The following is a 22,643-nucleotide window of genomic DNA, read 5'->3' on the forward strand; positions in this document are numbered from 1 at the left end:
TCGGCACCCGGCCGTACCGTCGCCCGGTGCCCCCACGCCGCCGCACCCGGACCACTGCCCGCCGGTCAGCGGCCCCGAAGGCGGCCCCGAAGGCGGCCCCGAGGAAGGCGGCCCCGAAGAAGGCGGCCCCGAGAAAGGCCAGCGGCAGAAAGGCAGCGCCCGAGGTCCCGGTTGCCGGGCCGGGGGAGCGGGTGTGGGTGCTCGCCGTCCCGTTCCGCGCGCCGGCGCCCGGTGCCGGCTGGCACGCCGGCCTGCAGGCCCACGTGTACGTCGGCCCGGCGCTGCCGCCCGCGCTGCGCCCGTACCAGCCGGGCCCGTACACGTTCGAGCGGTTCCTGGAGGACGAGCTCAACGGCGAGCCGCGGCCGGTGCCGGCCGGCCGGCCGATGCAGCCCCGCGCCGAGCAGCGCACCGGCGCCGCGGCGATCGCGGCCGCAGCCGCGGCCGGCCGCCGGATGTTCCTGCTCGGCGACGACCCGGGGGTGGGCAAGACGGGGACCGCCGTCCTGGCCGTCCAGCAGATCGCGACCCAGCGGGCCGGCAGCGCGCGACCGGTGCGCACCGTGCTCGTCGTCGCCGACCGGCCCGCGGCGATCACCGTGCCGCACTGGACCCGGTCGATCGCCGCGTTCGGGGGCGCTGCAGCCGAGGGGCAGGGAGTGCGCTGGTGCGTCACCACCTGGGACCGGCTGGGCAAGGTGACCAAGCTCGGGTTCGACATCGTGATCGCCGACGAGGCGCACATGGTGCGGCACACGACCACCCAGCGGTGGAAGAACTGGAAGGCGGTGTCCGGCGCGGGCCGGGTGAAGGACGCCCCGTTCGTGCTGCTGGCCACCGCGACGCCGGCCCACAGCCCGCTCGAGCTGCCCTACCTGGCCCCGCACTTCGCCGCCGTCCACGACGAGCCGCTGCGCAGCTGGTCCGACCTGCCCGGCCGGCTGGCCGCGCACGGGTTCCACGTGGAACGTGGCCGCTACGGCTGGGTCTGGACCGAGGACGCCGACGAGCGCCGCGCCGATCTGGCCCGGCTGCGCAGCTGGCTGGCCGACACCGAACCGGCGGCCACCCTGCACCGCCCGGCACCCTGGGGGCCGGTCTCGGTGACCGGCACGGCGGTGGAGCTGACCCCGGCCGAGCGCGGGCAGTACGAGGCCGAGTGGTCGGAGTTCCGGGCCGAGATGCAGCTGGCCCGGCGGAAGAAGGAGACCGCCCGGGGCAGGGCGGCGCTGATGCGCTTCCGGCAGAAGGCCGGGCTGATCCGGGCGGGGGCCACCGTCGACTGGGTGACGGCGCAGGTGGAGGCCGACCGGCAGGTCGCGGTGTCGGTGGAGTTCGTCGAGACGGCGGCCGACCCGATCCGCGAGGCCCTGCTGGACGGCGGCATCGCCGTCGCGGGCATCTACGGGCGCGACCGGTTCGACGTGGAGGCCGAGCGGCTCCGGTTCCAGACCGGCGAGGCACCGGTCTGCGTGTTCACCGTGACCGCGTCGATCAGCCTGCACGCCGGCGAGCAGCTACCCGGTGACCTGGCCGCGTCCACCACCCCGCGGGTCGGGCTGTTCCACCAGCCCCGGTTCTCCGGGATCGCCGCCCGTCAGGTCACCGGCCGCACCCACCGCGACCACCAGGTGTCGCCCTGGCGGATCGCCTTCGCCGCGGACACCGTGGAGGAGCAGGTGGCCCGGGTGATGGTGGAGCGGCTGGCGGTCACCGGCTCGACCGCCGGCGGCGACACGGCGAGCCTGCAGGAGATCGCCGAGCTGCTCGACGCCGACTGGCTGCCCGCCGCCTCACTGACCGGGGACTAACCCCACCAACCGCATCGGCAGGTGCGGGATGCCGTCCTCGACGTAGTCCGGACCGGACCGGCGGAAGCCGAAGCGTTCGTACCAGCCCTCCAGGTAGGCCTGCGCGCCGATGTCGACGGTGCGACCGCCGCACAGCTGGATGCCGCGCTCGATCAGCCGTGCGGAGAGCCCGCGACCTCGGGCGGAGACGGCCGTCGCGACCCGGCCGATGGCCCGGTCCGCGCCGTTCTCCAGCACCCGGATGGTGGCCAGCACGGTGCCGTCCTCGTCGGCGAACCAGAGGTGCACGGTGCCGGGCTCGGTGTCCCGGCCGTCCAGCTCGGGATAGGGGCAGTGCTGCTCGACGACGAAGACGTCCACGCGCAGCCGGAGGAGCCCGTACAACTCGGCGGGAGCGAGCTCGGCGAAGCGAGCCTCGCGCAGCGGAAGTGCCCCGGTCACCAGGAGATCGTGCCCTGACGTTCCCAGCGGGAACGTCAGGAGCGGTCCGGGTCCGCGCCGTGCCCGTCCAGCGGCACCCGGGTCACGGCGGGTGCGGAACCGGCCTCGACGTCGTCCGAAGCGCCCTTGCCCAGCCGGCGCAGCATCGCCCCGACGTCCAGGCCGGTGAGGTCACCGGACAGCTGCAGCCCCTGGGCGACGTTCGCCGCGACCGAGCGGCCCAGCGCGCCGGCGCCGTCGGCGGAGATGACCGTCATCTTGTCCACGCCGGCCAGCGGTGCCGACGCCGCGGCCACGACCTCGGGCAGCACCTTGACCAGCAGGTCCAGGATCGCCGCCTCGCCGTACGTGGCGAAGGCGTCGGCCCGGGCGTCCATCGCCTGCGCCTCGGCCTGCCCGCGCGCCAGGATCGCCGCCGCGTCCGCGGCACCCTCCCGCTCGACGGCGTCGGCGATCGCCTGGCGGCGCAGCTTCTCCGCCTCGCCCCGCTTGGCGCCCTCGATGGCCTCGGCCTCGGCGAGCGCCGACCGGCGGGCCCGCTCGCCCTCACCGGACAGCTTCGCCTGCTCGGCGGCGGCCTGAGCGGCCGCGATGGTCGCCTGCCGCTGGGCCTCCGCGGTCAGGATCGCCGAGTTCTTGCGCCCCTCGGCCTCCTGCTCGACCCGGTACCGCTCGGCGTCGGCCGGCCGGCGCACCTGGGTGTCCAGCTGGGCCTGGGTCAACGATGCCGTCCGCGCCGCGACCTTCTCCTGCTCGGCGAGCACCTGCTGGTCCTGCGCGGCCTGGGCGAGCGGCCCGGCCGCCGCGGCGCGGGCCTTCGCCGCATCGATCTCGGCGTCGATCTCGGCCTGCTTGAGCTGGAGCTGTCGCTGGGAGACCGCGATCGCCTCGTCGGCCAGCAGCTGCTCCTGCTGGGCGGCCTGCCGGGCGCGCGCCTCGGCGATCGACGCCTCCTTGAGCACCCGCGCGGCCTCCGGGCGCCCCAGGTCGGCGAGGTAGGTGCCCTCGGCCTGGATGTCCTGCAGCTGGAAGGTGTCGAGCACCAGGCCCTGCCCGGTGAGCGAGGACTCGGCCTCCTCGGCGACGGCGGAGGCGAAGGCGGCGCGGTCCCGGATGATCTCCTCGATGGTCAGCCGGCCCACGATCGAGCGCAGCGCACCGGCGAGCACCTCCGAGGTGAAGGTGTCGATGCCGTCCTGCTGGGCGAGGAAGCGCTGGGCGGCGGCCCGGATCGCACCCTCGTTGCCGCCGACCTTCACGATCGCGACGCCCTCGAGGTCGCACTTGACGCCCTGCTTGGACACCGCGCCGCGGATGCCGACCGGGATCCGCCGGCTGGACAGGTCGATCGAGTGCAGCTTCTGGACCACCGGCAGCACGAACACGCTGGCGCCCATCACGACCTTCTGACCCGACATGTCCCGGCTGACGGCGCCGTCGGAGCTGGTCACCGAGCGGCCCTGCCGGCCGGTGACCAGGAAGGCCTGGTTCGGCCCGGCCACCTTGATCCGGGACAACACGAGGAGCACCAGCAGGACGACCAGGGCGGCGATGCCGCCGATCGCGATGAGCAGGGTCATGGGGTGGTTCCTCCGAGGCTGAGAGGCGGGTCGGGAGCTGTGGAGACGACCTGCACGGACGTCTCGGTCGGGGTGTCGACGACGTAGACCGGCGTGCCGGTGGGCAACGGGACGTCGCTGCGGGCGTGGTACTTGAGCTGCTGGCCGGCGACGGTCAGCCGCACCTCGCCCAGGCCGCCGGCCGGAACCCGTGAAACGACGACGCCCTGGGCGCCGAGCAGGTGGGCGCGGGTGAGCGTCGGCTCGGTGGGCATGTCGCGGAACGCGGCGGACAGCCGGACGGCGCCGGCGGCCAGCGGCAGGGCGACGACCAGCCCGCCGGCGAGCGAGCCGAGGACGGTCACCACCCCCGGCAGATCGGGCAGCAGCGCGCTCACCGCGGCCCCGCCGAATCCGGTGCCGCCGACGAAGGCGGCGATCGCGGGCAGCGAGAACGGGCCGTCGCCGTCGGCGTCACCGAGGTCGGCACCGCCGAGCACGAGCGCGAGCAGCAGCACGACCAGGCCCACGCCGCCGACGGCGAGGAAGGCCGTCGCGATCGGGTCCATGGGCCCCCCTGGCGGTAACGGGTGGCAACCGTCGCAGTTCAGAGCCTCGTGATCAAGATGCGTTCGGCAACTCTGACCCGTTCAGGTACCCATCGCGTACTGCTGCGCGACCTGGCCCTGCCCGAGCACGGAGTCGAAGATGCCCACGTGCGCCATGGCGCCGGCGAACCAGCCGTTGGCCGGCTGGTCGGGCCAGGCGCCGCTGATGGTGTCGTAGCCGATCCGCCAGTACCCGGTGGTGTTCTCCGCCGACGACGCCCACGTCGTCCCGATGTGCGTCCGGTCCACGTACAGCCGCATGCCGGTGCCCGGCGAGAACGTGGCGGTGACCAGGTGCCAGCGGTTGTCGTTGTAGGAGCCCGGCGTGGTGACCGTGTGGTAGTTGCCGTTGTAGATGCCGAAGATCAGCTTGCCGGCGTTGGTCATGTAGACGTGCCGGTCGTACTGGCCGGAGGCCGCGCCGGCGGTCCCGTTGCCGAAGCCGATCAGCTTGCCGCCGTTCCACGTGGAGGTCCGGAACCAGGCCTGGACGGAGAACGTCTGCGGGCCGGGCACCGCCTGGGTGGTCCACATGGCGCCGGTGCTGCCGTCGAAGGAGACCGCGCGGTCGAAGTCGTCCCCGCAGGCCGGCCCGGCGACCCGGTAGGTCACGCCGCCGGCGCTGAACGTGCCATCGGCCGACCGGCCGGCCGAGCCGGTGTTGTCCGCCGTCCGCCCGCGCGACTCCTGCAGGTCGTAGAACCGGGCGGCGTTCGCGCCGGTGGACAGGCTGACGTCGGGGCAGTTCCACCACTTCGCCATCGGGATGGTGACGCCGGGGGTGCTCGTGGAGCTGGTGAAGCGGGCGGATGCGCCGGGCAGCGCCACCGCGGCCAGCAGGACGGCGACGAGTGCCGTCGCCCGCCGCGCGGAACGGGGCCGGTCGTCCTCCCGGCGGTGGAGCAGGGCGAGCGCGATCAGGACGGCCAGGGCCGCGGCCGTGCCGGCGAGCGGCGCGGCGCGGCCGCTGTCGGCCCACACCGCCGGCAGCCCGATGGCCGGGAGCCGGACGGTGCCCACCCCGTGCACGGCTGCGGGGTCGACCAGGGAGCCGTCCGCGGTGGCGTTGGCGTCGCCGCGGAGCCGGAGCCCGCCGTCCTCGACCGCGATCAGCCGGTGCAACCGCAACTCGCCGGGGGCGTCGGGGTCGTCGACCAGCAGGACCTGCCCGGGCTCCAGCTCGGCGGCCGGCACCGGGCGGACGACGGCGACGTCACCGGGCACCAGTTCCGGGCGCATCGAGCCGGAGAGCACGACCGTGGACTGCCAGCCGATCAGCGCCGGCAGCACGGAGACGAGCAGGAGCAGCACGAGCGTGGCGAGCACGGCGCGGGCGGTCACGGTGAACGCCAGCACCGGGCGGCTGGACCGCCAGTGCACGGGCTGCTGGTTCGGGACGGCGGTCATCGGGTCTGCGCCTCCCAGACGAAGGTGACCGACACGGTGCCGCCCTTGGTGCTGGTCGGCGCGTTGCCGGAGACCGAGTACGTCAACTGGTAGGTCCGGTTCTCCCCGGCGGGATTGCCGGCCAGCGTCCAGGGCAGCACGCCGCGGGACCAGCTGGTCGGGAAGGAGGAGAGGGTGGAGGTGGTGGTGGGGCCGCTGGGCACGAACCCGTCGCACTCCCCGTACTGGCCCCCGCCGGTGCCGGCGACCATGCGCAGCGAGATGTACCTGTCCAGGTCCCGGGTGTCGGACTTGTCGTCGCTGTAGAGCCGGACCTCGGCCGGGACGGACCCGGTGGACCGGACGGCGATGCAGGCGGTGGAGCTCTCGCCGGGCAGGACCTCGTCGAGGGAGAGGGCGGCACCGAACATCGAGATGCTGTTGGTCAGCTCGACCGTGCCGGTGCCCACCGACGTGGTGAGCGGCCCGGCGCTGTTCCCGAAACCGGCGTACGAGGACTGCCACACCAGCGCGGTGGCCAGCACGAGGGCGACTGCGCCCGGCAGGAGCAGCCATCGCCGCACACGACGGCGCGGCGGGCGCACGACCTCCGGAACTCCCATGACAGGTGCATCGGCCCGTCCGGGCCGGACGTTGAGCGGCCGGTTCACCCGTTCGGGTGGTGTTAGCGTCCTGCCGATGGACGCCGCTTCCCCCGCCGCATCCCTCGCCGCGGCCCGCACCGCACTGCGCGAGACCGCCCCCCTGGTGCACTGCCTCACCAACACCGTCGTCCAGACGATCACCGCGAACGCGCTGCTGGCCGGAGGGGCCGCCCCGGCCATGGTGGACGCCCCCGAGGAGGCCGGTGAGTTCGCCGCCGTCGCCTCCGCGGTGCTGGTCAACGTGGGCACCGTGCACGCCCGCACCGCCGAGGCGATGCGGATCGCCGCGCGGGCGGCGGGCGGGGCCGGCACCCCCTGGGTGCTCGACCCGGTGGCCGTCGGCGGGCTGGCATTCCGCACCGACCTGGCCGCCGAGCTGGTCGCGCTGCGCCCGACCGTGGTGCGCGGCAACGCCTCGGAGGTGCTGGCCCTGGCCGGCGCCGGGTCCGGTGGCCGCGGCGTGGACAGCACCGCGACGGCGGACGACGCGCTCGCCGCCGCCGGGGAGCTCGCCCACCGCACCGGTGGCGTGGTCGCGGTCAGCGGGGCGGTCGACGTCGTCACCGACGGAACCCGCACCGTGCGGATCGGCGGCGGGTCGGTGCTGTTGACCCGCACCACCGGCGCCGGTTGCGCGCTCGGCGCGCTGGTCGCCGCCTACGTCGCGGCCACCGGCGATCCGCTGACCGGCACGGTCGCCGCGCACGCCCACGTGGCACTCGCCGCGGAGATCGCCGCCCGCCTCGCCGAGGGCCCGGGGACGTTCGCCGCCCACTGGCTGGACGCGCTCGACGCCCTGGACGGCGACGCGCTGGCCCGGGCCGACGTGCGCAGCTCATGAGATCCGGCTTCGACCCGCGCCTCTACCTGGTCACCGACACCGCGCTGTGCGCGCCGCGGTCGGTGCCCGAGGTCGTCGCGGCCGCGGTCGCCGGCGGGGTGACCGCCGTCCAGGTGCGGGACAAGACCGCCGGCCGGCGCGAGCTGCTGGCCCTCACCCGCGCCGTGCAGGCGGTGCTCGCCGACCGGCCGGACGTGCAGGTGGTGGTCGACGACGCCGTCGACGTCGCCCTGCTGACCGGCGCCGGCGTGCACGTCGGGCAGCAGGACCTGCCCGCCGCCGAGGTCCGCGCGCTGCTGGGGCCCGGACCGCTGGTCGGGGTGTCGGTCGGGAACACCGCCGAGCTGGCCGGGGTGCTGGCGCTACCGGCCGGCACGGTGGACCTGGTGGGGCTGAGCCCGGTGTGGTCCACCCCGACCAAACCCGACGCCGGCGCCGGGCTCGGGCTCGACGGCGTCCGCACGCTGGCCGCGGCCGCCCGGGCCGGTGGGCTCCTGGCGGTGGCGATCGGCGGGATCTCCGCCGGGAACGCGGCCGCCGTGGCCGCGACCGGGGTCGACGGCATCTGCGTGGTCTCCGGCATCTGCGCCGCCGCCGACCCGGCCGCGGCCGCCCGGACGCTGCGGGCCGCGTCGTGACGGCCGCCGTGGCCCTGACGGTGGCCGGCAGCGACCCGAGCGGCGGCGCCGGCATCCAGGCGGACCTGAAGACCTTCAGCGCGCTGGGTGTCTACGGCACCGCGGTGCTGACCGCGCTGACGGCGCAGAACACCCGGGGCGTGACCGGGGTGCACGCCGTTCCGGCGGAGTTCGTCGGCGACCAGCTGCGCACCCTGTTCGACGACGTGACGGTGCACGCCACCAAGCTGGGCATGCTCGGCTCGGCGGACGTGGTCCGCGAGGTCGCCCGGGTGCTCGCCGACCGGCCCGGCGGCCCGGTGGTGTGCGACCCGGTGATGGTGGCGACCAGCGGTGACCGGCTGATCAGCGAGGAGGCGGTGGACGCCGTCCGCGGCGTGCTGCTGCCGGTCACCGACCTGCTCACCCCGAACGTCCCCGAGGCCGCCGCGCTGCTGGACGTCGCGCCGGCGACCCGGGCCGCGGAGCTGGCGGACCAGGCCACCGCGCTGCTGGCGCTGGGGCCGGGCGCGGTGCTGCTCAAGGGTGGCCACCTGGGCGGGGACGAGAGCGTCGACGTGCTGGTGACGCCGGCGGGGGTGGTGGTGACCCGGCGGCCGCGGGTGGCGACGACGGCGACGCACGGCACCGGCTGCACCCTGTCCGCGGCGATCGCCGCGCTGGCCGCGCGGGTGCGGCCGGCCGAGCCCGGCGCACCGCGGGACTGGACGCCGCTGGTTGAGGGCGCGCGGAACTACCTGCAGGCGGCGCTGGAGGGCGGCGCGGCGCTGGGGATCGGCTCCGGGCACGGCCCGGTGCACCACTTCACCGGCTGGTGGTGAACCGCTGAGCGGTCACTCGTCGAGCAGCTCGCGGAGGTGGATGGCGGCCAGCTCGTCGCCGTCCTCGGCCGCGATCGACAGATGCCGGACGGCGCCGGCCAGGTCGCCGCGCTCGCGGAACAGCATCCCCAGGTTGGTGTGGGCGAGGACGTCCCCGCCGTCGATGGCAGCCCGGTAGGCCGCCTCCGCGGCGACGTCGTCCTCGAACTCGACCAGGCAGAGATCGCCCAGCGGCAGCCAGCTGTCCAGCTCGTCCCGCAGCGCGCCGGCCTCCAGCACCGCGCGGGCCTCCTCGACCCGGCCGTCGGTGCGCATCAGGTCGGCGAGGGCCACCCGGGCCGGCGGGTGGTCCGTGGTGCCGGCCCGCAGGTCCGCCTCCAGGGCCGGGTCGCGGGTCAGCTCCCACCGCCAGCAGGCCAGGACGGCGGCTGCCTGGGGGTCGTCCCCGGCATCGGCGGACCGCTGCCGCCAGGCCCACGCGTCGTCGGCGGAGCCGAGCTCGGCGGCCCGCTGGAACGCCGACCCGGCCTCGTCCCAGCGGTGCAGCTCACCGAGGCTCGTGCCCAGGCCCAGCCAGGCCAGGACGCACCCCAGCTCGGCCGCCCGGCGGAAGGCCGCCACCGCCTGCTCGTGGTCGCCGGCCTCGGCCAGGTCGAAGCCCCGGTCGTACAGGTCGTCGGCGTCCTCGGGGGAGTCTGGGCGGGCCACGGCGGCATCGTGCCCCGAGGTGGGGTGCGCCGGTGCGGGTTCCCGGCGTGGTGACACTCCACCGGGTCAGGTCCAGTCGGGTGGGTCGGCGGGTTGCAGGGCCGGGTCGTCGGCGGCGAGGGTGCGCACCGGCCCGGGCGCCGTCCGCGGGCCCTCGAAGCGCACCGTGACCCGGTTGAGCCCGCTGCCCCACACCCAGCCCGCACCGCGCTCGGCGTGGACGACGTCCTGGCCGGGGTACCAGGCCACCACGGAGGGGCCGGGCCGCGGGTCGCCGGGTACGGCGTCGGGGAGCTCGTCCACCGGCTGCGCATCGTCCGGCTCGGCGAACAGGTCGCCCTGCACGTAGGTCGACAGCCCCGAGACACCGACGCCCAGCAGCCGCAGGCCGCCGGACCGGTCGACCGCCGCGAGCAGCCGGCGGGCCACGGCGGCGATCTGCCGCGGGTCGTCGACCGGCTGGGCGAGGGTCTGCGAGCGGGTCAGCGTGCTGAAGTCGTAGCGGCGGACCTTGAGGGTGACCGTTCGCCCGGAGGTGCCCGAGCGCTGCAGCCGGCTGCCCACCCGGGCGGCGAGGGCGTCGATCTCGGCGGTCAGCCGGGCCGGATCGGTGACGTCGCGGGCGAAGGTCTCCTCGGCGCTCACCGACTTGGCCTCGCGGTCGGTGACCACCGGGCGGTCGTCGTCGGCCCGGGCGAGCCGGTAGAGACCGGCGCCGTGCGCCTGGCCGACCAGGGTGGTGAGGTCGATGAGGGAGAGCCGGTGCAGGTCGCCGACGGTCGCCACCTTGACCTGGGCCAGCCGCTCGGCGGTCGCCGGGCCGACGCCGCCGAGGCTGCGCACCGGCAGCGGGTGCAGCACGGCCAGCTCCTCACCCGCCGGGACGACGGTCAGCCCGTCGGGCTTGCGCAGCTCGGAGCCGATCTTGGCCAGCGACTTGGAGGTGCCCACCCCGACCGAGCCGGTGACCCCGCCGGTGGCCGCCGCGATGGTGTCCTTGAGCCGGGTGGCCAGGGCGGTCACGCCGGCGACGCTCAGGTCGTGGCCCCCGGCGGCCAGGTCGACGTAGGCCTCGTCGACCGAGACCTGCTCGACCAGTGGCGACAGCTCCCGCAGCGCCGCCATGACCACCTCGGCGGTGCGCTGGTAGGCGGCGAAGCGGGGGCCGAGGAACGCGGTGCCGGGCGGGCAGATCCGCCGGGCCTCGGGGGTCGGCATCGCGCTGCGCGCACCGAACGCGCGGGCCTCGTAGGAGGCGGTGGAGACGACCCCACGCCCCCCGGTACCGCCGACGACGACGGGCCGGCCGCGCAGCGAGGGCTTGTCGCGCTGCTCGACGGCGGCGAAGAAGGCATCGAGGTCGAGGTGCATGATGCTCGGCTCGCGCCGCATGCGTCGTCCCCCGTCCTGTGCCCTGACCGGCGGCGTCGCCGGCGTCTCAGCGATGATGCCCGGATGGTCGAGCAGAGCGCGTGGACGCAGATCACGCAGCAGGACCCGGGGCACTCGGCTGCCTACGTACAGCGGTTCCGGACGATGGCCGAGCAGGGGAAGGACCTGGCCGGGGAGGCCCGGCTGGTCGACGCCATGCTGCCCCGCGGGGCGCGGGTGCTGGACGCCGGGTGCGGCCCGGGGCGGGTGGGGGCGTTCCTGGCCGACGCCGGCCACGAGGTCGTCGGGGTGGACGGCGACCCGGTGCTGATCGCCGCCGCGGAGGAGGACCACCCGGGGCCGCGGTGGATCGTCGGCGACCTGGCCGAGCTGGACCTCCCCGCGCACGGCATCACCGAGCCGTTCGACGCGATCGTGTGCGCGGGCAACGTGATGACGTTCCTGGCGCCGGGCACCCGGGTCGAGGTGCTGCGCCGGCTGCGCGGCCACCTGGCGCCCGGCGGACGGGCGGCGATCGGGTTCGGGGCCGGCCGCGGGTACCCGTTCGAGGAGTTCCTGGCCGATGCGCAGGCCGCGGGGCTGGTACCGGACCTGATGCTGTCGACCTGGGACCTGCGGCCGTTCACCCCGGACGCGGACTTCCTGGTGGCGGTGCTGCGGTGACGTACCTGCCGGACCCGGCGACGTTCTCGCGCCGGGCGGACCAGCGCTCGGCCGGGCGCACCCGGTTCGTCGCCACCGGCAGCCAGACCCGCGGCGACTTCGGGCTGTTCGAGGTGACGATGGCGCCGGGCGGCAGCGGGCCCGGCCCGCACCTGCACCGCACGTTCAGCGAGTCGTTCCACGTGCTGGAGGGGTCGCTGGCGGTGCTGAGCGGCGCGGAGTGGACGACGGCGCACGCCGGCGACCTGATCTACGTCCCGCGCTCGGGGGTGCACGGCTTCCGGGCGGCCGGGCCGGACGTCGGCGCCCGGTTCCTGATCCTGTTCACCCCGGGCATCCCGCGCGAGCGGTACTTCGAGGGCCTGGTCGAGCTGCACGCCGGCGGGCGGACGCCGTCGACCGAGGAGATCGACGAGTTCGCGCTCCGGCACGACCAGCTGAACCTGCGGGACTGACGCCGGATGCCCCTGCTCACCGTCGGGCACGGCACCGACGACCGGGGACGGCTCGGCGACCGGCTGGGCGCGGCCGGTATCGAGGACCTGGTCGACGTCCGGCGCTTTCCGGGGAGCCGCCGCAACCCGGACGTCGGCCGGGACGCCCTCGCCGAGTGGCTCCCCGGGCTCGGCATCACCTACCGCTGGGCGGAACCGCTCGGCGGCCGCCGCCGGCTGCCGGCCGGGAAGCCGGTGGTGGACGACTGGTGGACCGTGGCGCAGTTCGCCGCGTATGCCGCGCACACCCGGAGCCCCGAGTTCGCCGGTGCGCTGGCCGAGGTGCTCGGGGCCGCCCGGGACCGGACCGTCGCGGTGATGTGCAGCGAGTACGTGTGGTGGCGGTGCCACCGGCGGCTGATCGCCGATGTCGCCGTGCTGACCGCGGACACGCCGGTCGACCACCTGATGCCCGACGGCCGGCGCACCGCCCACCGCCCGTCCGCGGGAGCCGTGCTCGGCGCGGACGGGGTGGTCCGCTGGCCGGCCGCGGATAGTCTCGGAGGGTGATCACGGGGACGCTGAAGAGCGATATCGACCGCGTCTGGGACGCCTTCTGGTCCGGCGGGATCGCCAACCCGCTGGAGGTGATCGAGCAGATCACCTACCTGCTGTTCGTCCGGCGGCTGGACGACCTGCAGACGGTCGCCGAGAACAAGGCCCGGCGCACCGGCCGACCGCTGGAGCGCCGGATCTTCCCCGAGGACGGCGGCAACGTCCTGCGCTGGTCGCGATTCAAGGACACCGACCCCACGTCGATGTACGAGACGGTCAGCAACGGGGTCTTCCCGTTCCTGCGCACGCTCGGCGCCGAGGAGTCGACCTACTCCCACCACATGAAGGACGCCCGGTTCACCATCCCGTCCCCGGCGCTGCTGTCGCGGGTCGTCGACATGCTGGACAAGGTCCCGATGGACAACCGGGACACCAACGGCGACCTGTACGAGTACATGCTCGCCAAGATCGCCAGCGCCGGGCAGAACGGCCAGTTCCGGACGCCGCGGCACGTCATCCAGCTGATGGTCGAGATGACCGCGCCGACGCCGGCCGACGAGATCTGCGATCCGGCGTGCGGGACGGCGGGCTTCCTGGTGGCCGCCGGCGAGTTCGTGCGGCGCGAGCACGGTGACGCCCTGCTCGAGGTGGCCCGGGACCGGCACTTCAACGAGAGCATGTTCCACGGGTACGACTTCGACTCCACGATGCTGCGGATCGGCAGCATGAACATGTTGCTGCACGGGGTCGAGCAGCCCGACATCCGCTACCGCGACTCGCTGTCCGACGGTGCGAGCGGCGAGTCGGAGCTGTACTCGCTGGTGCTGGCCAACCCGCCGTTCGCCGGGTCGCTGGACTACGAGTCGGTGGCCAAGGACCTCCAGCAGGTGGTGAAGACCAAGAAGACGGAGCTGCTGTTCCTGGCGCTGTTCCTCCGGCTGCTGAAGGTCGGTGGACGCGCGGCGGTGATCGTGCCGGACGGCGTGCTGTTCGGGTCCTCCAAGGCGCACAAGGAGCTGCGCCGGACGCTGGTCGAGGACCACAAGCTCGACGGCATCGTGAAGCTGCCCAGCGGGGTGTTCAAGCCCTACGCCGGGGTGTCGACGGCGATCCTGCTGTTCACCAAGACCGGCGTCGGCGGCACCGACGACGTCTGGTTCTACGAGGTGACCGCGGACGGCTGGTCACTGGACGACAAGCGCGCGCCCCTGCTGAGCGAGGACAAGCTCGGCCCGCGGCCCGAGACGTCACTGACGGAAGGCGAGCACGCCCGGAACAACCTGCCCGACGCGCTGGCCCGGTGGTTCGACCGCGACGGCGACGAGCGGAAGCGCGAGCGGACGGAGCAGAGCTTCTGCGTACCCCGCGAGGAGATCGCCGCCAACGGCTACGACCTCTCGCTCAATCGGTACAAGGAGGTCGTGCACGAAGAGGTCGAGCACCGCCCGCCGCTGGAGATCATCGCGGAGCTGGAGGCGCTGGAGGCGGAGATCCAGCAGGGGCTTGCCGAGCTGAAGGCGATGCTCGCGTGAACGCCCCGACCGTCCGGCTGGCGGACGTAGCCGAGATCAACCCGCGTCTCAAGGTGCGACCAGCCGCAGACGAACCCGTCGCATTCCTGGGTATGGCCGATGTCGACGCCACCGATGGCAAGACGACGCCCGGCGGGAAGCGACCCTTCGCGTCCGTCGCCAAGGGGTACACGCCATTCCTCGACGGCGACCTACTGGTCGCGAAGATCACCCCTTGCTTCGAGAACGGCAAGATCGCCCAGGCGAACCTCCACCTCCCCGTCGGGATGGGCTCCACCGAGTTCCACGTGATCCGTCCCAAGCCAGGTGTGCTGGACGCTAGATATGCGCTACAGCTACTGCGCACCCCTGCAGTCCGAGCTGCTGGCGAGCGCAGGATGACCGGTAGCGGCGGGCAACGGCGCGTCCCGGCAAACTTTCTCCAGTCACTGCCAGTCTCCCTGCCGAGTCTGGACGAGCAGCGGCGAATCGCGGACATCCTCGACCGCGCCGACGCCCTCCGCACCAGGCGGCGCCAGACCAGCGACTTGCTGGACGACCTCGCCGCGTCCGTGCACATCGACATGTTCGGAGACCCGCACACCAATCCAATGGGATGGCTCTCCGCGCCGCTCGGTGACCTAGCAAGGGTGATTCGGGGCGCATCACCACGGCCAGCGGGAGATCCCCGATATTTCGGTGGCCCAATACCCTGGCTCAAGATTTCTGACATCACCGCGTCACCCGGACTCACCGTCTCCCATATCAAGGAGGGGGTCACCGAAGCCGGTCGCGACCGGAGCGTCCTACTCAAGACCGGCAGTCTGATCCTCACCAACAGTGCAACCGTAGGTATCCCGAAGTTCCTGGGCGTTGACGCTTGCATCCATGACGGCTTCCTCGCCCTGCTTGATCTGGACCCTCGGGTGAACTCGGTCTTTCTCTACTTCTCACTCCTTCTCCGTCGAAAGCACCTCGCTGCCATGGCACCGCAAGGCACCCAGAAGAACCTCAATACTGGTATTGCGAAAGCGCTGAGCATCTCGGTGCCGCCACGGCACGCGCAGGACGCATTCGTCACCACCATGGAGAGGCTCGGTGTTGCCCGACGCAGTGCAGAGCTGCACCGCTCACAAACAGATGCGTTGATTGCCGCGCTACAGCACCGGGCGTTCCGGGGGGAGCTGTGACCGCGCCGGACACCATGCCGACGTGGGAAGAGTTCCTCGTCCCCGTCCTACAGGTGCTCAGCGAAGGGCAGCAGCGCGGCAGGCGGGAGATGTTCCACCTCGCTGCGGTACAGGCCGGCCTGACCGACGAGCAACTGTCCGAAGTGCTCGCATCTGGCCAGACCAAGGCGAGCAACCGGATCGGCTGGGCGCTGTCCGCCCTCGCCCGGTCCCATGCCATCGACCGACCCACCCGCGGCCAGTACCTCATCAACGAGCGCGGCCGCGCACTGCTCGCCGACCACCCCGAGGGGCTCACCCAGCGGCTACTCTTCCCGCAGGGTCGCCCTTCCGGCAAGACCACCGTGCCGGCGGATGCAGTTGTCGATGGAGCAGACACCGAGCTGGATCCCGTCGAGCAGATCGACGAGGGCGTCACCCGCTTCAACGCCGACGTCGCCGTCCAGCTGATCGACCGCATCCGCGCCCAGGACCCGGCCTTCCTAGAGCAAGCCGTCCTCGACCTGCTGGTGGCCATGGGCTACGGCGGCGCGGAGAAGCAGGCCCGTCGCGTCGGCGGATCCGGTGACGGCGGCATCGACGGCATCATCGACCAGGACGCACTCGGACTCGACCGGGTCTACGTGCAGGCCAAGCGCTACGCCGCGGACCGGCCCATCGGTTCGGAGACGCTCCAGGCGTTCGTCGGCGCAATCCACGGCCGGCACGCCAGCCGCGGCATCTTCATCACCACCAGCCGCTTCACCCAGCAGGCCATCGACTATGTCTTGAGCATCCAGACTCGGGTGATCCTGATCGACGGCGACCGGCTGGCCCGGCTGATGATCCAGTACGGCGTCGGCGTCCAGACCCGGCACACCTATCGCCTGGTCGAGGTCGACGAGGACTTCTTCGAGTAGGTCGCCGGATCCCGAAACTGTCAGACCCCCTCGCCATACTCGTACACATGTTCGAGGGTGGCGACTACGGCGTCGGGGTGACGGTGACCCCGCTCGTCGCCGCGCCATGGCCCGCGGACCTGACCCCACCCGGGGTGACGTCGCATCCGGCACGGTTGGGCGAGCTCCTCCCGGTGGCTTCCCGCACGGATGACGAGCTGGCCGCCGAGCTGCAGCGGGTCGTCCGGCTCGAGAGCATGCTCGCCGCCTACAAGGCCGAGCTCGTCACGACCTTCGCCGATCGCCGGCCGCTGACCCTCGACCGGTCGCCGGACGACCCCGGCGCCGCGTCACCCGGATGGCCCCCGGCCCCCGGGCAGGAGGCACCGGCCGGGGTCAGCGAGTTCTTCGCCGACGAGCTGGCCCTCGTGCTGAACTGCTCCCGCGCCGGAGCGACCACGCTCGCCGACCACTCGATGACCCTGCTGAACCGGCTGCCGGCCACCTGGGCGGCGCTGGCCGACGGCGAACTGGACTGGCCGCGGGCCCGCGGCCTCGCGGAGGAGCTCGGCTGGCCGGCCCGGGGCACCGATCCGCAGATCGTGGCGGAGGTCGAGGCGGCCGTCCTCCCGACGGCCGCCCGCCTGTCGGTCAAGGGCCTGCGCGCGGCGGCCCGCCGGGAGCTGCTGCGCCGCGATGCGGCTGCCGCCGACCGGTGCCGCGAGCGGGCCGAGCGCCTCGCCGACGTGACCGTGCGCCCGGCCGGTGACGGGATGGCTGAGCTGACCGCGTTCCTGCCGCAGCCCCTGGCCGCCGCCTGCCGGGAAACCGTCGACGCCTATGCCCGGCTGGCCAAGCAGGATGGCGATCCCCGCCCCATCGGCCAGCTCCGCGCCGGCGTCCTCACCGACCTCATCCTCCGGCCCTGGGACACCAGCCGGCCGCCGGTCACCGCACACCTCACGGTGGTCGCCCCGCTGCCAGCCCTGTCTGACGACGCAGCGACCGGGGCTGAGACCGCCGACGTCGAGGGGCAGCCGATCACCATCGGGCACGTCCGGGCGCTGCTCGAACAGCTGGACACCCTCTGCCCCGGCGGCCTCCAGGCACCCACCGGGGGAACGCTGCGCATCGCCCTCGTCGACCCCGTCACCGGCCGGCTACGCGCGACCACCGGCCGGCCGGAGCTCGAACGCATCGCCCGCCGCGGCTGCGCCACCCACGGACCGTCCGCGGAGTGCTCGTGCCCGGTCCTCGACCGGCCACCCCCGGTGGACCGGTACACGCCCACGCCGGCTCAACGCCGCTTCGTCAGGACCCGCGACCGCACGTGCCGGCATCCCGGCTGCCACGGTCGTGCGGCTTGGGCTGATCTCGACCACGTGGTGCCGCACGCGAACGACGGCCCGACCGACTGCTCGAACCTCTGCTGCCTGTGCCGCCGACACCACCGGCTCAAGACCCACGCTCCCGGTTGGCGCTTCGCCATGAGCGACGACGGGGTACTCACCGTGACCACCCCCAGCGGCGTCACGCGGATCACCAGTCCACCGTGGCTCGACGTCGATGGGCTCCCCGCGCACCTGTTGCCGCCCAGCCCCCCGGGATCACCGGTAGAGGACGATCCCCCGCCCTTCTGAACTGTGTTCGCACCGCCCCCGTCCCGTGGCATACCCGTCGTGGGGACGACGCACGGCGCTTGCCGCATTACCGTGTGCTCTGTCGGACGGGCGTCCGGAACGGGGGAGGACACGCGTGCCGAGCAACTTCTCGTTCCTGCGGGCCGAGTGGCCACAACTCGCCGATGAGGCGGGGCGCGCGGAACGCAACACCTTCGGCGACCCCCGCGCCGCCTGCTTCTACGCCCGGCGATGCCTCGAGCTCACCGTGCACTGGCTCTACGACGCAGAGCAGGCACTCGACCCTCCGTACAAGGACGACCTGTCCGCCATGCTGTTCGAGCCGAGCATGCGCACCCTGGTCGGGCCCGGCCTGCACGCCAAGATGGACGTCATCCGGCGCCAAGGCAACACCGCCGTGCACCGCACCAAGCCGGTGACGCACGCCGAGTCCCTGCCGGTCGTGCGGGAGCTGTTCCACATCTTGTTCTGGCTGGCCGACCGCTACAGCCGGCGCCCCGACCAGCGGCCCGGCGTCCTCACCTTCGACCCTGACGCGATCTCCCGCCCGATGCCCGCCAGCGTGCGCCTCCAGCGGCAGGAGGAGCTCCGCGCGCAGGCCGAGCGTTTCGCCGCCCAGGACGCCGAGCTCGCCCGCGAGCGCGAACGCAGGGATGACCTGGAACGGCAGATCACAGACCTGCAGGCGCAGGTCGCGGCCGCCGTGGCGGCCAACGAGACCCACCCGGTCGTCCACGACTACGACGAGTCGTCCACCCGTGACCTCTTCATCGACCTCCTCCTCCGGGAAGCAGGATGGCCTCTGGACCAACCGCGGGACCGCGAGTTCCCGGTCAGCGGCATGCCCAGCGGCAGCGGCACCGGCCGCGTCGACTACGTCCTGTGGGGCGAGGACGGGCGTCCCCTGGGGCTTGTCGAGGCCAAGCGCACCCGGGTGGACGCCACCGCCGGCCAGCAGCAGGCGAAGCTGTATGCCGACCGCCTGGAAGCCGCGTACGGCACCCGGCCGGTCATCTTCTACAGCAACGGCTACGAGCACTGGATGTGGGACGACGCCGAGGCGCCTCCCCGCCCCGTCCGCGGCTTCTACACCCGCGACGAGCTGGCGTTGCTCGTCGGCCGCCGCACCAGCCGACGAAAGCTGTCGGACACGGTCATCGACCAGGCGATCGTCGAGCGGCACTACCAGCAGCGCGCGATCCGCCGCATCGCCGAGACCTTCGAGGCCGACCGCCAGCGGCAGGCGCTCGTCGTGATGGCCACCGGGGCCGGGAAGACCCGGACCGTCATCGCGCTGACAGATCTCCTCATGCGGGCCAACTGGGCCAAACGCGTTCTGTTCCTCGCCGACCGGGTGGCCCTGGTCAACCAGGCGGTCAACGCCTTCAAGACGCACCTCCCCGCCGCGACGACGGTCAACCTGGTCACCGCCAAGACCGCCGAGGGACGGGTCTACGTCTCGACGTACCCGACGATGATGGGCCTGCTCAACGAGGTCGACGACGACGGCCGGCGGCGCTTCGGCCCCGGCCACTTCGACCTCATCGTCGTCGACGAAGCCCACCGGTCGATCTACGCCAAGTACAAGGCGATCTTCGAGCATCTCGACGGCCTGCTGGTCGGGCTGACGGCCACCCCCAAGGACGAGATCGACCGCAACACCTACCGCCTGTTCCACCTCGAGGACCAGGTCCCGACCGATCTCTACGAGCTGGACGACGCGGTCCGCGAGGGCTTCCTCGTGCCGCCACGCGCCGTCTCGGTGCCGCTGCGCTTCCTCCGGCACGGGATCCACTACGCCGACCTCAGCGACGAGGAGAAGGCCGCCTGGGACGAGGCCGAGTGGGACGACAGCGGAACGGCGCCGGCCGCCGTGGACGCGGCAGCGCTGAACTCATGGCTCTACAACGCGGACACGGTGGACAAGGTGCTCGCCACCCTGATGACCCAGGGCCACCGCGTGGCAGGTGGCGACCGGCTCGGCAAGACCATCATCTTCGCCAAGAGCCACGAGCACGCCCACTTCATCGCCCGCCGGTTCGACGCGCAGTATCCCGAGCACAAGGGCGACTTCGCCCGCGTCATCACCCACCAGACCGCCTACGCGCAGTCCCTCATCGATGCGTTCGCGACGCCGGACAAGGCACCGCACATCGCCATCTCGGTGGACATGCTCGACACCGGCATCGACGTGCCGGACGTGGTGAACCTGGTGTTCTTCAAGCCCGTCCGGTCGAAGACCAAGTACTGGCAGATGATCGGCCGGGGGACCCGTCTGCGCCCCGATCTCTACGGACCGGGCTTGCACAAGGCGGACTTCTACCTCTTCGACTTCTGCCAGAACATCGAGTTCTTCAACCAGCAGGTGGCCCCGCCGGGCGCAGCGCTGAGCCCCTCATTGGCCGAGCGTCTGTTCACCGCGCGGCTCGAGCTCCTGTCCAAGCTCCAGGACCGGCACAGCGGTGAGATGCCCGATGCGACGGCCCCGACCGTGGACGACGGGACGACCAGCGAGACCGGCCTGCTCGTCGACCTCTCCCTGCGCCTGCAGGAACAGGTCCGCGGCATGAACGTCGACAACGTCGTCATCCGGCCGCACCGCCGGCTCGTGGAGACCTACGCCGCGCCCGACCCCTGGCGCTCCCTCGACCCGGCTGCGGCCCACGAGGTCGCCACGCACCTCGCCGGGCTGCCCAGCGCACTCCAGGACGATGACGAGCAGGCCAAGCGCTTCGACGTCCTGATGCTCCGCATGCAACTGGCGATGATCGACGGTGGCCTCGGCTTCGACCGGATGCGCGCCCACGTGCAGCAGATCGCGGTCGCCCTCGCCGACCAGCGGCAGATCCCCGCCGTCCGGGACGAGCAGGTCCTGCTCGACGACATTGCTGACGCCGAGTGGTGGGCTGACGTAAGTCTCCCGCTGTTGGAACTCATCCGGCGTCGGCTGCGCGGGCTCGTGAAGCTCATCGAGAAGGCGCGGCGGACGATCGTCTACACCGACTTCGCCGACGAACTGGGCGAGGCGACCGAGATTCCGCTCATCGGGCTGCCGGTGGCCAGCGACTTCGAACGGTTCCTGGCCAAGGCGCGCGTCTACCTGCAAGCGAACGAGCAGCACCTGGCCCTCCAGAAGGTGCGGCGGAACCTCCCGCTCACCCCGACCGACCTCGACGAGCTCGAACGGATGCTGACCGACGCCGGCGTCGGGAGCGCCGAGGACCTGGCCCGGGCCCGCGAGCAGTCCGAGGGCCTGGGCCTGTTCATCCGCGGGTTGGTCGGGCTGGAGCGAGACACCGCCACCGAGGCGATGAACACGTTCATCGCCGGACGGACGCTGACGGCCAGCCAACTGGACTTCGTCAACCTGGTGGTCGCCGAGCTGACCGCCCACGGCGCCATGGACCCCGGCCTCCTCTACGAGTCACCCTTCACCGGTCTGGCCCCGCAGGGGCCGGAGTCCCTCTTCGACGACGCGGACATCGACTCGCTGATCGCTGTCCTGCACGCCGTCCGCTCCAGCGCCGCACCCGACCCCGCGGTCGCCTGACGTTCGTGGGAAGCGACCGTCACTCGCAGGCGACGCCGTCGCCGTCGCCGTCCATCGCGTCCGACCAGCCGGGGTCGCCGCGGTGCAGCGGCGCGGCGCCGGCCGAGCGGGCGGCGGCGCAGTTGGCGAACGGGACGGCCTGGGGTGCGGGCGGCGGCGGCGCAGCCGCAGGTACCCGCTCGGCCGGGCACCCGTCCAGGATACGGACCATCGCATCCCGCTCGGCGGCGGTCACCCACAGCCCGTAGGCGGCCTTCACGGCCACCTGGCGGGCGACGTAGCCGCAGCGGGCGTCCCGGGCGGGGGGCAGCCAGGTGGCGGCGTCGCCGTCGCCCTTCTGCCGGTTGGCCGAGTCGTCGACCGCCAGCAGGTTGAGCGGGTCGTTGGCGAAGGCACCGCGGCGGGCCTCGTCCCAGCCGAACGCGCCGGTCTGCCAGCCGTTGCTGAGCGCCACCACGTGGTCGATGTCGACGCTGCTGCCCTCGGCCTTGACGAAGTCGATCGTCGTCCCGGTGTAGGGGTCGGCCAGGATGCCGCTGACCACCACGCAGTCGGAGCCCGGTCGGAACACCTCGCCGGTCAGGTCCCGGGCCAGCACGTCGTTGCGGGTGTCGCAGCCGTTCCGGTCGACGTCGGCCCACTGCGGACCGAACCGATCCCTGTCGTAGCCGGTCTGCGGGGCGCGGCCCTTGACCGGCAGCTCGGCCAGCACGTCGAGAGCCGGCCGGCCGACAGCGCCCGGCAGCTGCTCAGCCGGCTCCGAGGTCGCCGCGGGCGCGCAGCCGACGGCGCCCAGCAGGGTCAGCGCGGCGAGCGCAGCGGTGCCGAACGCTCGAGCGCGGTGTTTCACGTGGAGCTCCCCGGGTCGGTCGGCTCCCGACGCTAGGTGCCCGACCACCACGCTCCGGGCAGCGACACGGCACGGGGAGCGAGCTCACGTCCGGCGGTGCACGTGGTCCAGCCGGCGGCCCACGACGGTGCCCACGGCCCACGGCTGGGCGAAGAACAGCGTGTCCTCGAGAGTCTCCTCGCGGTACTCGACGAACTCCGCGTCGCCCAGCACGTCCGGCCCCGTGCCGGCCGCGATCAGATGGGCCTCCACCGCCAACCGGACGTCGTCCACGGTGAGGTCCAGGTCGAGGACCTTGGCCGTCGTGGTCGGCTGCAGCGAGCTCATGCCGGAGAAGGCGCGGCCGCAGCCACAACCGCCGTCGGGGTTCTTCTCGTCCGTGGCGCAGACGAAACCCAGCAGCACGAGTTCGCCATCGACAGTGCGGCAGAAGTCCCCGGGTCGCTCGCCCTGGGTCTCGCGCGTCGCCGTCAAGAGCTTCACGGGCACACGGTGACAGCAG

At 73.2% G+C, this 22,643-nt stretch carries 21 protein-coding genes; 12 read left to right on the forward strand and 9 right to left on the reverse strand.

Annotation, left to right across the window (positions count from 1 at the left end):
- Positions 1–197 precede the first annotated feature (197 nt).
- The gene (locus tag ACYVG5_RS09425; protein WP_460683125.1) at positions 198–1,811 is read left to right on the forward strand and encodes a DEAD/DEAH box helicase family protein; all 1,614 of its coding nucleotides are present in this window, start codon (positions 198–200) and stop codon (positions 1,809–1,811) included.
- On the opposite strand, the gene ACYVG5_RS09430 is transcribed toward ACYVG5_RS09425, so the two are convergent.
- From ACYVG5_RS09430 to ACYVG5_RS09450, 5 genes are all read right to left on the reverse strand, one after another.
- Positions 1,794–2,252 carry a GNAT family N-acetyltransferase gene (locus ACYVG5_RS09430; RefSeq protein WP_460683126.1) on the reverse strand — a complete coding sequence of 153 codons (459 nt, stop codon included), beginning with the start codon at positions 2,250–2,252 and terminating at the stop codon, positions 1,794–1,796. The genes ACYVG5_RS09425 and ACYVG5_RS09430 overlap by 18 nt on opposite strands.
- 35 nt (positions 2,253–2,287) lie before the next feature.
- Positions 2,288–3,832 (reverse strand): flotillin family protein, encoded by a 1,545-nt coding sequence (locus tag ACYVG5_RS09435; RefSeq protein ID WP_222048320.1) that lies wholly within the window; start codon positions 3,830–3,832, stop codon positions 2,288–2,290.
- Positions 3,829–4,380: a hypothetical protein gene (locus ACYVG5_RS09440; RefSeq protein WP_222048322.1), complete on the reverse strand. Its 552-nt coding sequence runs from the start codon at positions 4,378–4,380 to the stop codon at positions 3,829–3,831. Before ACYVG5_RS09440 ends, ACYVG5_RS09435 begins: the two co-directional genes overlap by 4 nt.
- 81 nt (positions 4,381–4,461) lie before the next feature.
- Positions 4,462–5,826 carry a LamG-like jellyroll fold domain-containing protein gene (locus ACYVG5_RS09445; RefSeq protein WP_222048323.1) on the reverse strand — a complete coding sequence of 455 codons (1,365 nt, stop codon included), beginning with the start codon at positions 5,824–5,826 and terminating at the stop codon, positions 4,462–4,464.
- On the reverse strand, positions 5,823–6,428 hold the full coding sequence (locus ACYVG5_RS09450; protein WP_222048325.1) for a hypothetical protein: 606 nt from the start codon (positions 6,426–6,428) through the stop codon (positions 5,823–5,825). Before ACYVG5_RS09450 ends, ACYVG5_RS09445 begins: the two co-directional genes overlap by 4 nt.
- 76 nt (positions 6,429–6,504) lie before the next feature.
- Here ACYVG5_RS09450 and thiM point away from each other — a divergent pair, with 76 nt between their 5' ends.
- The 3 genes from thiM to thiD are packed head-to-tail and all read left to right on the forward strand — an operon-like array spanning position 6,505 to position 8,770.
- Entirely contained in the window at positions 6,505–7,311 is an 807-nt protein-coding gene (thiM, locus tag ACYVG5_RS09455) for a hydroxyethylthiazole kinase (protein WP_222048327.1), read from the forward strand.
- Positions 7,308–7,949, forward strand: coding sequence for a thiamine phosphate synthase (thiE, locus tag ACYVG5_RS09460; protein ID WP_222048328.1), 642 nt, complete (start codon positions 7,308–7,310; stop codon positions 7,947–7,949). Before thiM ends, thiE begins: the two co-directional genes overlap by 4 nt.
- Complete coding sequence (gene thiD / locus ACYVG5_RS09465) at positions 7,946–8,770, forward strand: bifunctional hydroxymethylpyrimidine kinase/phosphomethylpyrimidine kinase (RefSeq protein ID WP_222048329.1); 825 nt, start codon at positions 7,946–7,948, stop codon at positions 8,768–8,770. Before thiE ends, thiD begins: the two co-directional genes overlap by 4 nt.
- 12 nt (positions 8,771–8,782) lie before the next feature.
- Here thiD and ACYVG5_RS09470 read toward each other — a convergent pair whose 3' ends face one another.
- Positions 8,783–9,478 carry a tetratricopeptide repeat protein gene (locus ACYVG5_RS09470; RefSeq protein ID WP_222048330.1) on the reverse strand — a complete coding sequence of 232 codons (696 nt, stop codon included), beginning with the start codon at positions 9,476–9,478 and terminating at the stop codon, positions 8,783–8,785.
- Positions 9,479–9,544: 66 nt separating this feature from the next.
- The gene (locus ACYVG5_RS09475; RefSeq protein ID WP_222048331.1) at positions 9,545–10,870 is read right to left on the reverse strand and encodes a DNA polymerase IV; all 1,326 of its coding nucleotides are present in this window, start codon (positions 10,868–10,870) and stop codon (positions 9,545–9,547) included.
- A gap of 63 nt (positions 10,871–10,933) precedes the next feature.
- Here ACYVG5_RS09475 and ACYVG5_RS09480 point away from each other — a divergent pair, with 63 nt between their 5' ends.
- The 8 genes from ACYVG5_RS09480 to ACYVG5_RS09515 all read left to right on the forward strand — a co-directional run bounded on the left by ACYVG5_RS09480 (position 10,934) and on the right by ACYVG5_RS09515 (position 21,291).
- Positions 10,934–11,533 carry a class I SAM-dependent methyltransferase gene (locus ACYVG5_RS09480; protein ID WP_222048333.1) on the forward strand — a complete coding sequence of 200 codons (600 nt, stop codon included), beginning with the start codon at positions 10,934–10,936 and terminating at the stop codon, positions 11,531–11,533.
- Positions 11,530–11,988: a cupin domain-containing protein gene (locus tag ACYVG5_RS09485; RefSeq protein ID WP_222048335.1), complete on the forward strand. Its 459-nt coding sequence runs from the start codon at positions 11,530–11,532 to the stop codon at positions 11,986–11,988. Before ACYVG5_RS09480 ends, ACYVG5_RS09485 begins: the two co-directional genes overlap by 4 nt.
- 6 nt (positions 11,989–11,994) lie before the next feature.
- Positions 11,995–12,537 (forward strand): DUF488 domain-containing protein, encoded by a 543-nt coding sequence (locus ACYVG5_RS09490; RefSeq protein ID WP_222048337.1) that lies wholly within the window; start codon positions 11,995–11,997, stop codon positions 12,535–12,537.
- Complete coding sequence (locus ACYVG5_RS09495) at positions 12,534–14,054, forward strand: type I restriction-modification system subunit M (RefSeq protein ID WP_222048339.1); 1,521 nt, start codon at positions 12,534–12,536, stop codon at positions 14,052–14,054. The genes ACYVG5_RS09490 and ACYVG5_RS09495 overlap by 4 nt, the downstream gene beginning before the upstream one ends.
- Positions 14,051–15,223 (forward strand): restriction endonuclease subunit S, encoded by a 1,173-nt coding sequence (locus ACYVG5_RS09500; protein ID WP_222048341.1) that lies wholly within the window; start codon positions 14,051–14,053, stop codon positions 15,221–15,223. Before ACYVG5_RS09495 ends, ACYVG5_RS09500 begins: the two co-directional genes overlap by 4 nt.
- Complete coding sequence (locus ACYVG5_RS09505) at positions 15,220–16,122, forward strand: restriction endonuclease (RefSeq protein WP_222048343.1); 903 nt, start codon at positions 15,220–15,222, stop codon at positions 16,120–16,122. The genes ACYVG5_RS09500 and ACYVG5_RS09505 overlap by 4 nt, the downstream gene beginning before the upstream one ends.
- Positions 16,123–16,169: 47 nt before the next feature.
- Positions 16,170–17,741 (forward strand): HNH endonuclease signature motif containing protein, encoded by a 1,572-nt coding sequence (locus tag ACYVG5_RS09510; protein ID WP_222048346.1) that lies wholly within the window; start codon positions 16,170–16,172, stop codon positions 17,739–17,741.
- Positions 17,742–17,856: 115 nt separating this feature from the next.
- Positions 17,857–21,291, forward strand: a complete 3,435-nt coding sequence (locus tag ACYVG5_RS09515) for a DEAD/DEAH box helicase family protein (RefSeq protein WP_222048348.1) — start codon at positions 17,857–17,859, stop codon at positions 21,289–21,291.
- Positions 21,292–21,310: 19 nt separating this feature from the next.
- Here the strand turns inward: ACYVG5_RS09515 and ACYVG5_RS09520 are convergent, their stop codons facing one another.
- On the reverse strand, positions 21,311–22,141 hold the full coding sequence (locus ACYVG5_RS09520) for a GmrSD restriction endonuclease domain-containing protein (protein WP_222048350.1): 831 nt from the start codon (positions 22,139–22,141) through the stop codon (positions 21,311–21,313).
- An 84-nt stretch (positions 22,142–22,225) separates the two neighbouring features.
- Positions 22,226–22,624, reverse strand: coding sequence for a DUF7715 family protein (locus tag ACYVG5_RS09525; RefSeq protein WP_222048352.1), 399 nt, complete (start codon positions 22,622–22,624; stop codon positions 22,226–22,228).
- Positions 22,625–22,643: the final 19 nt, after the last annotated feature.

It is taken from the genome of Modestobacter lapidis (assembly GCF_054780755.1).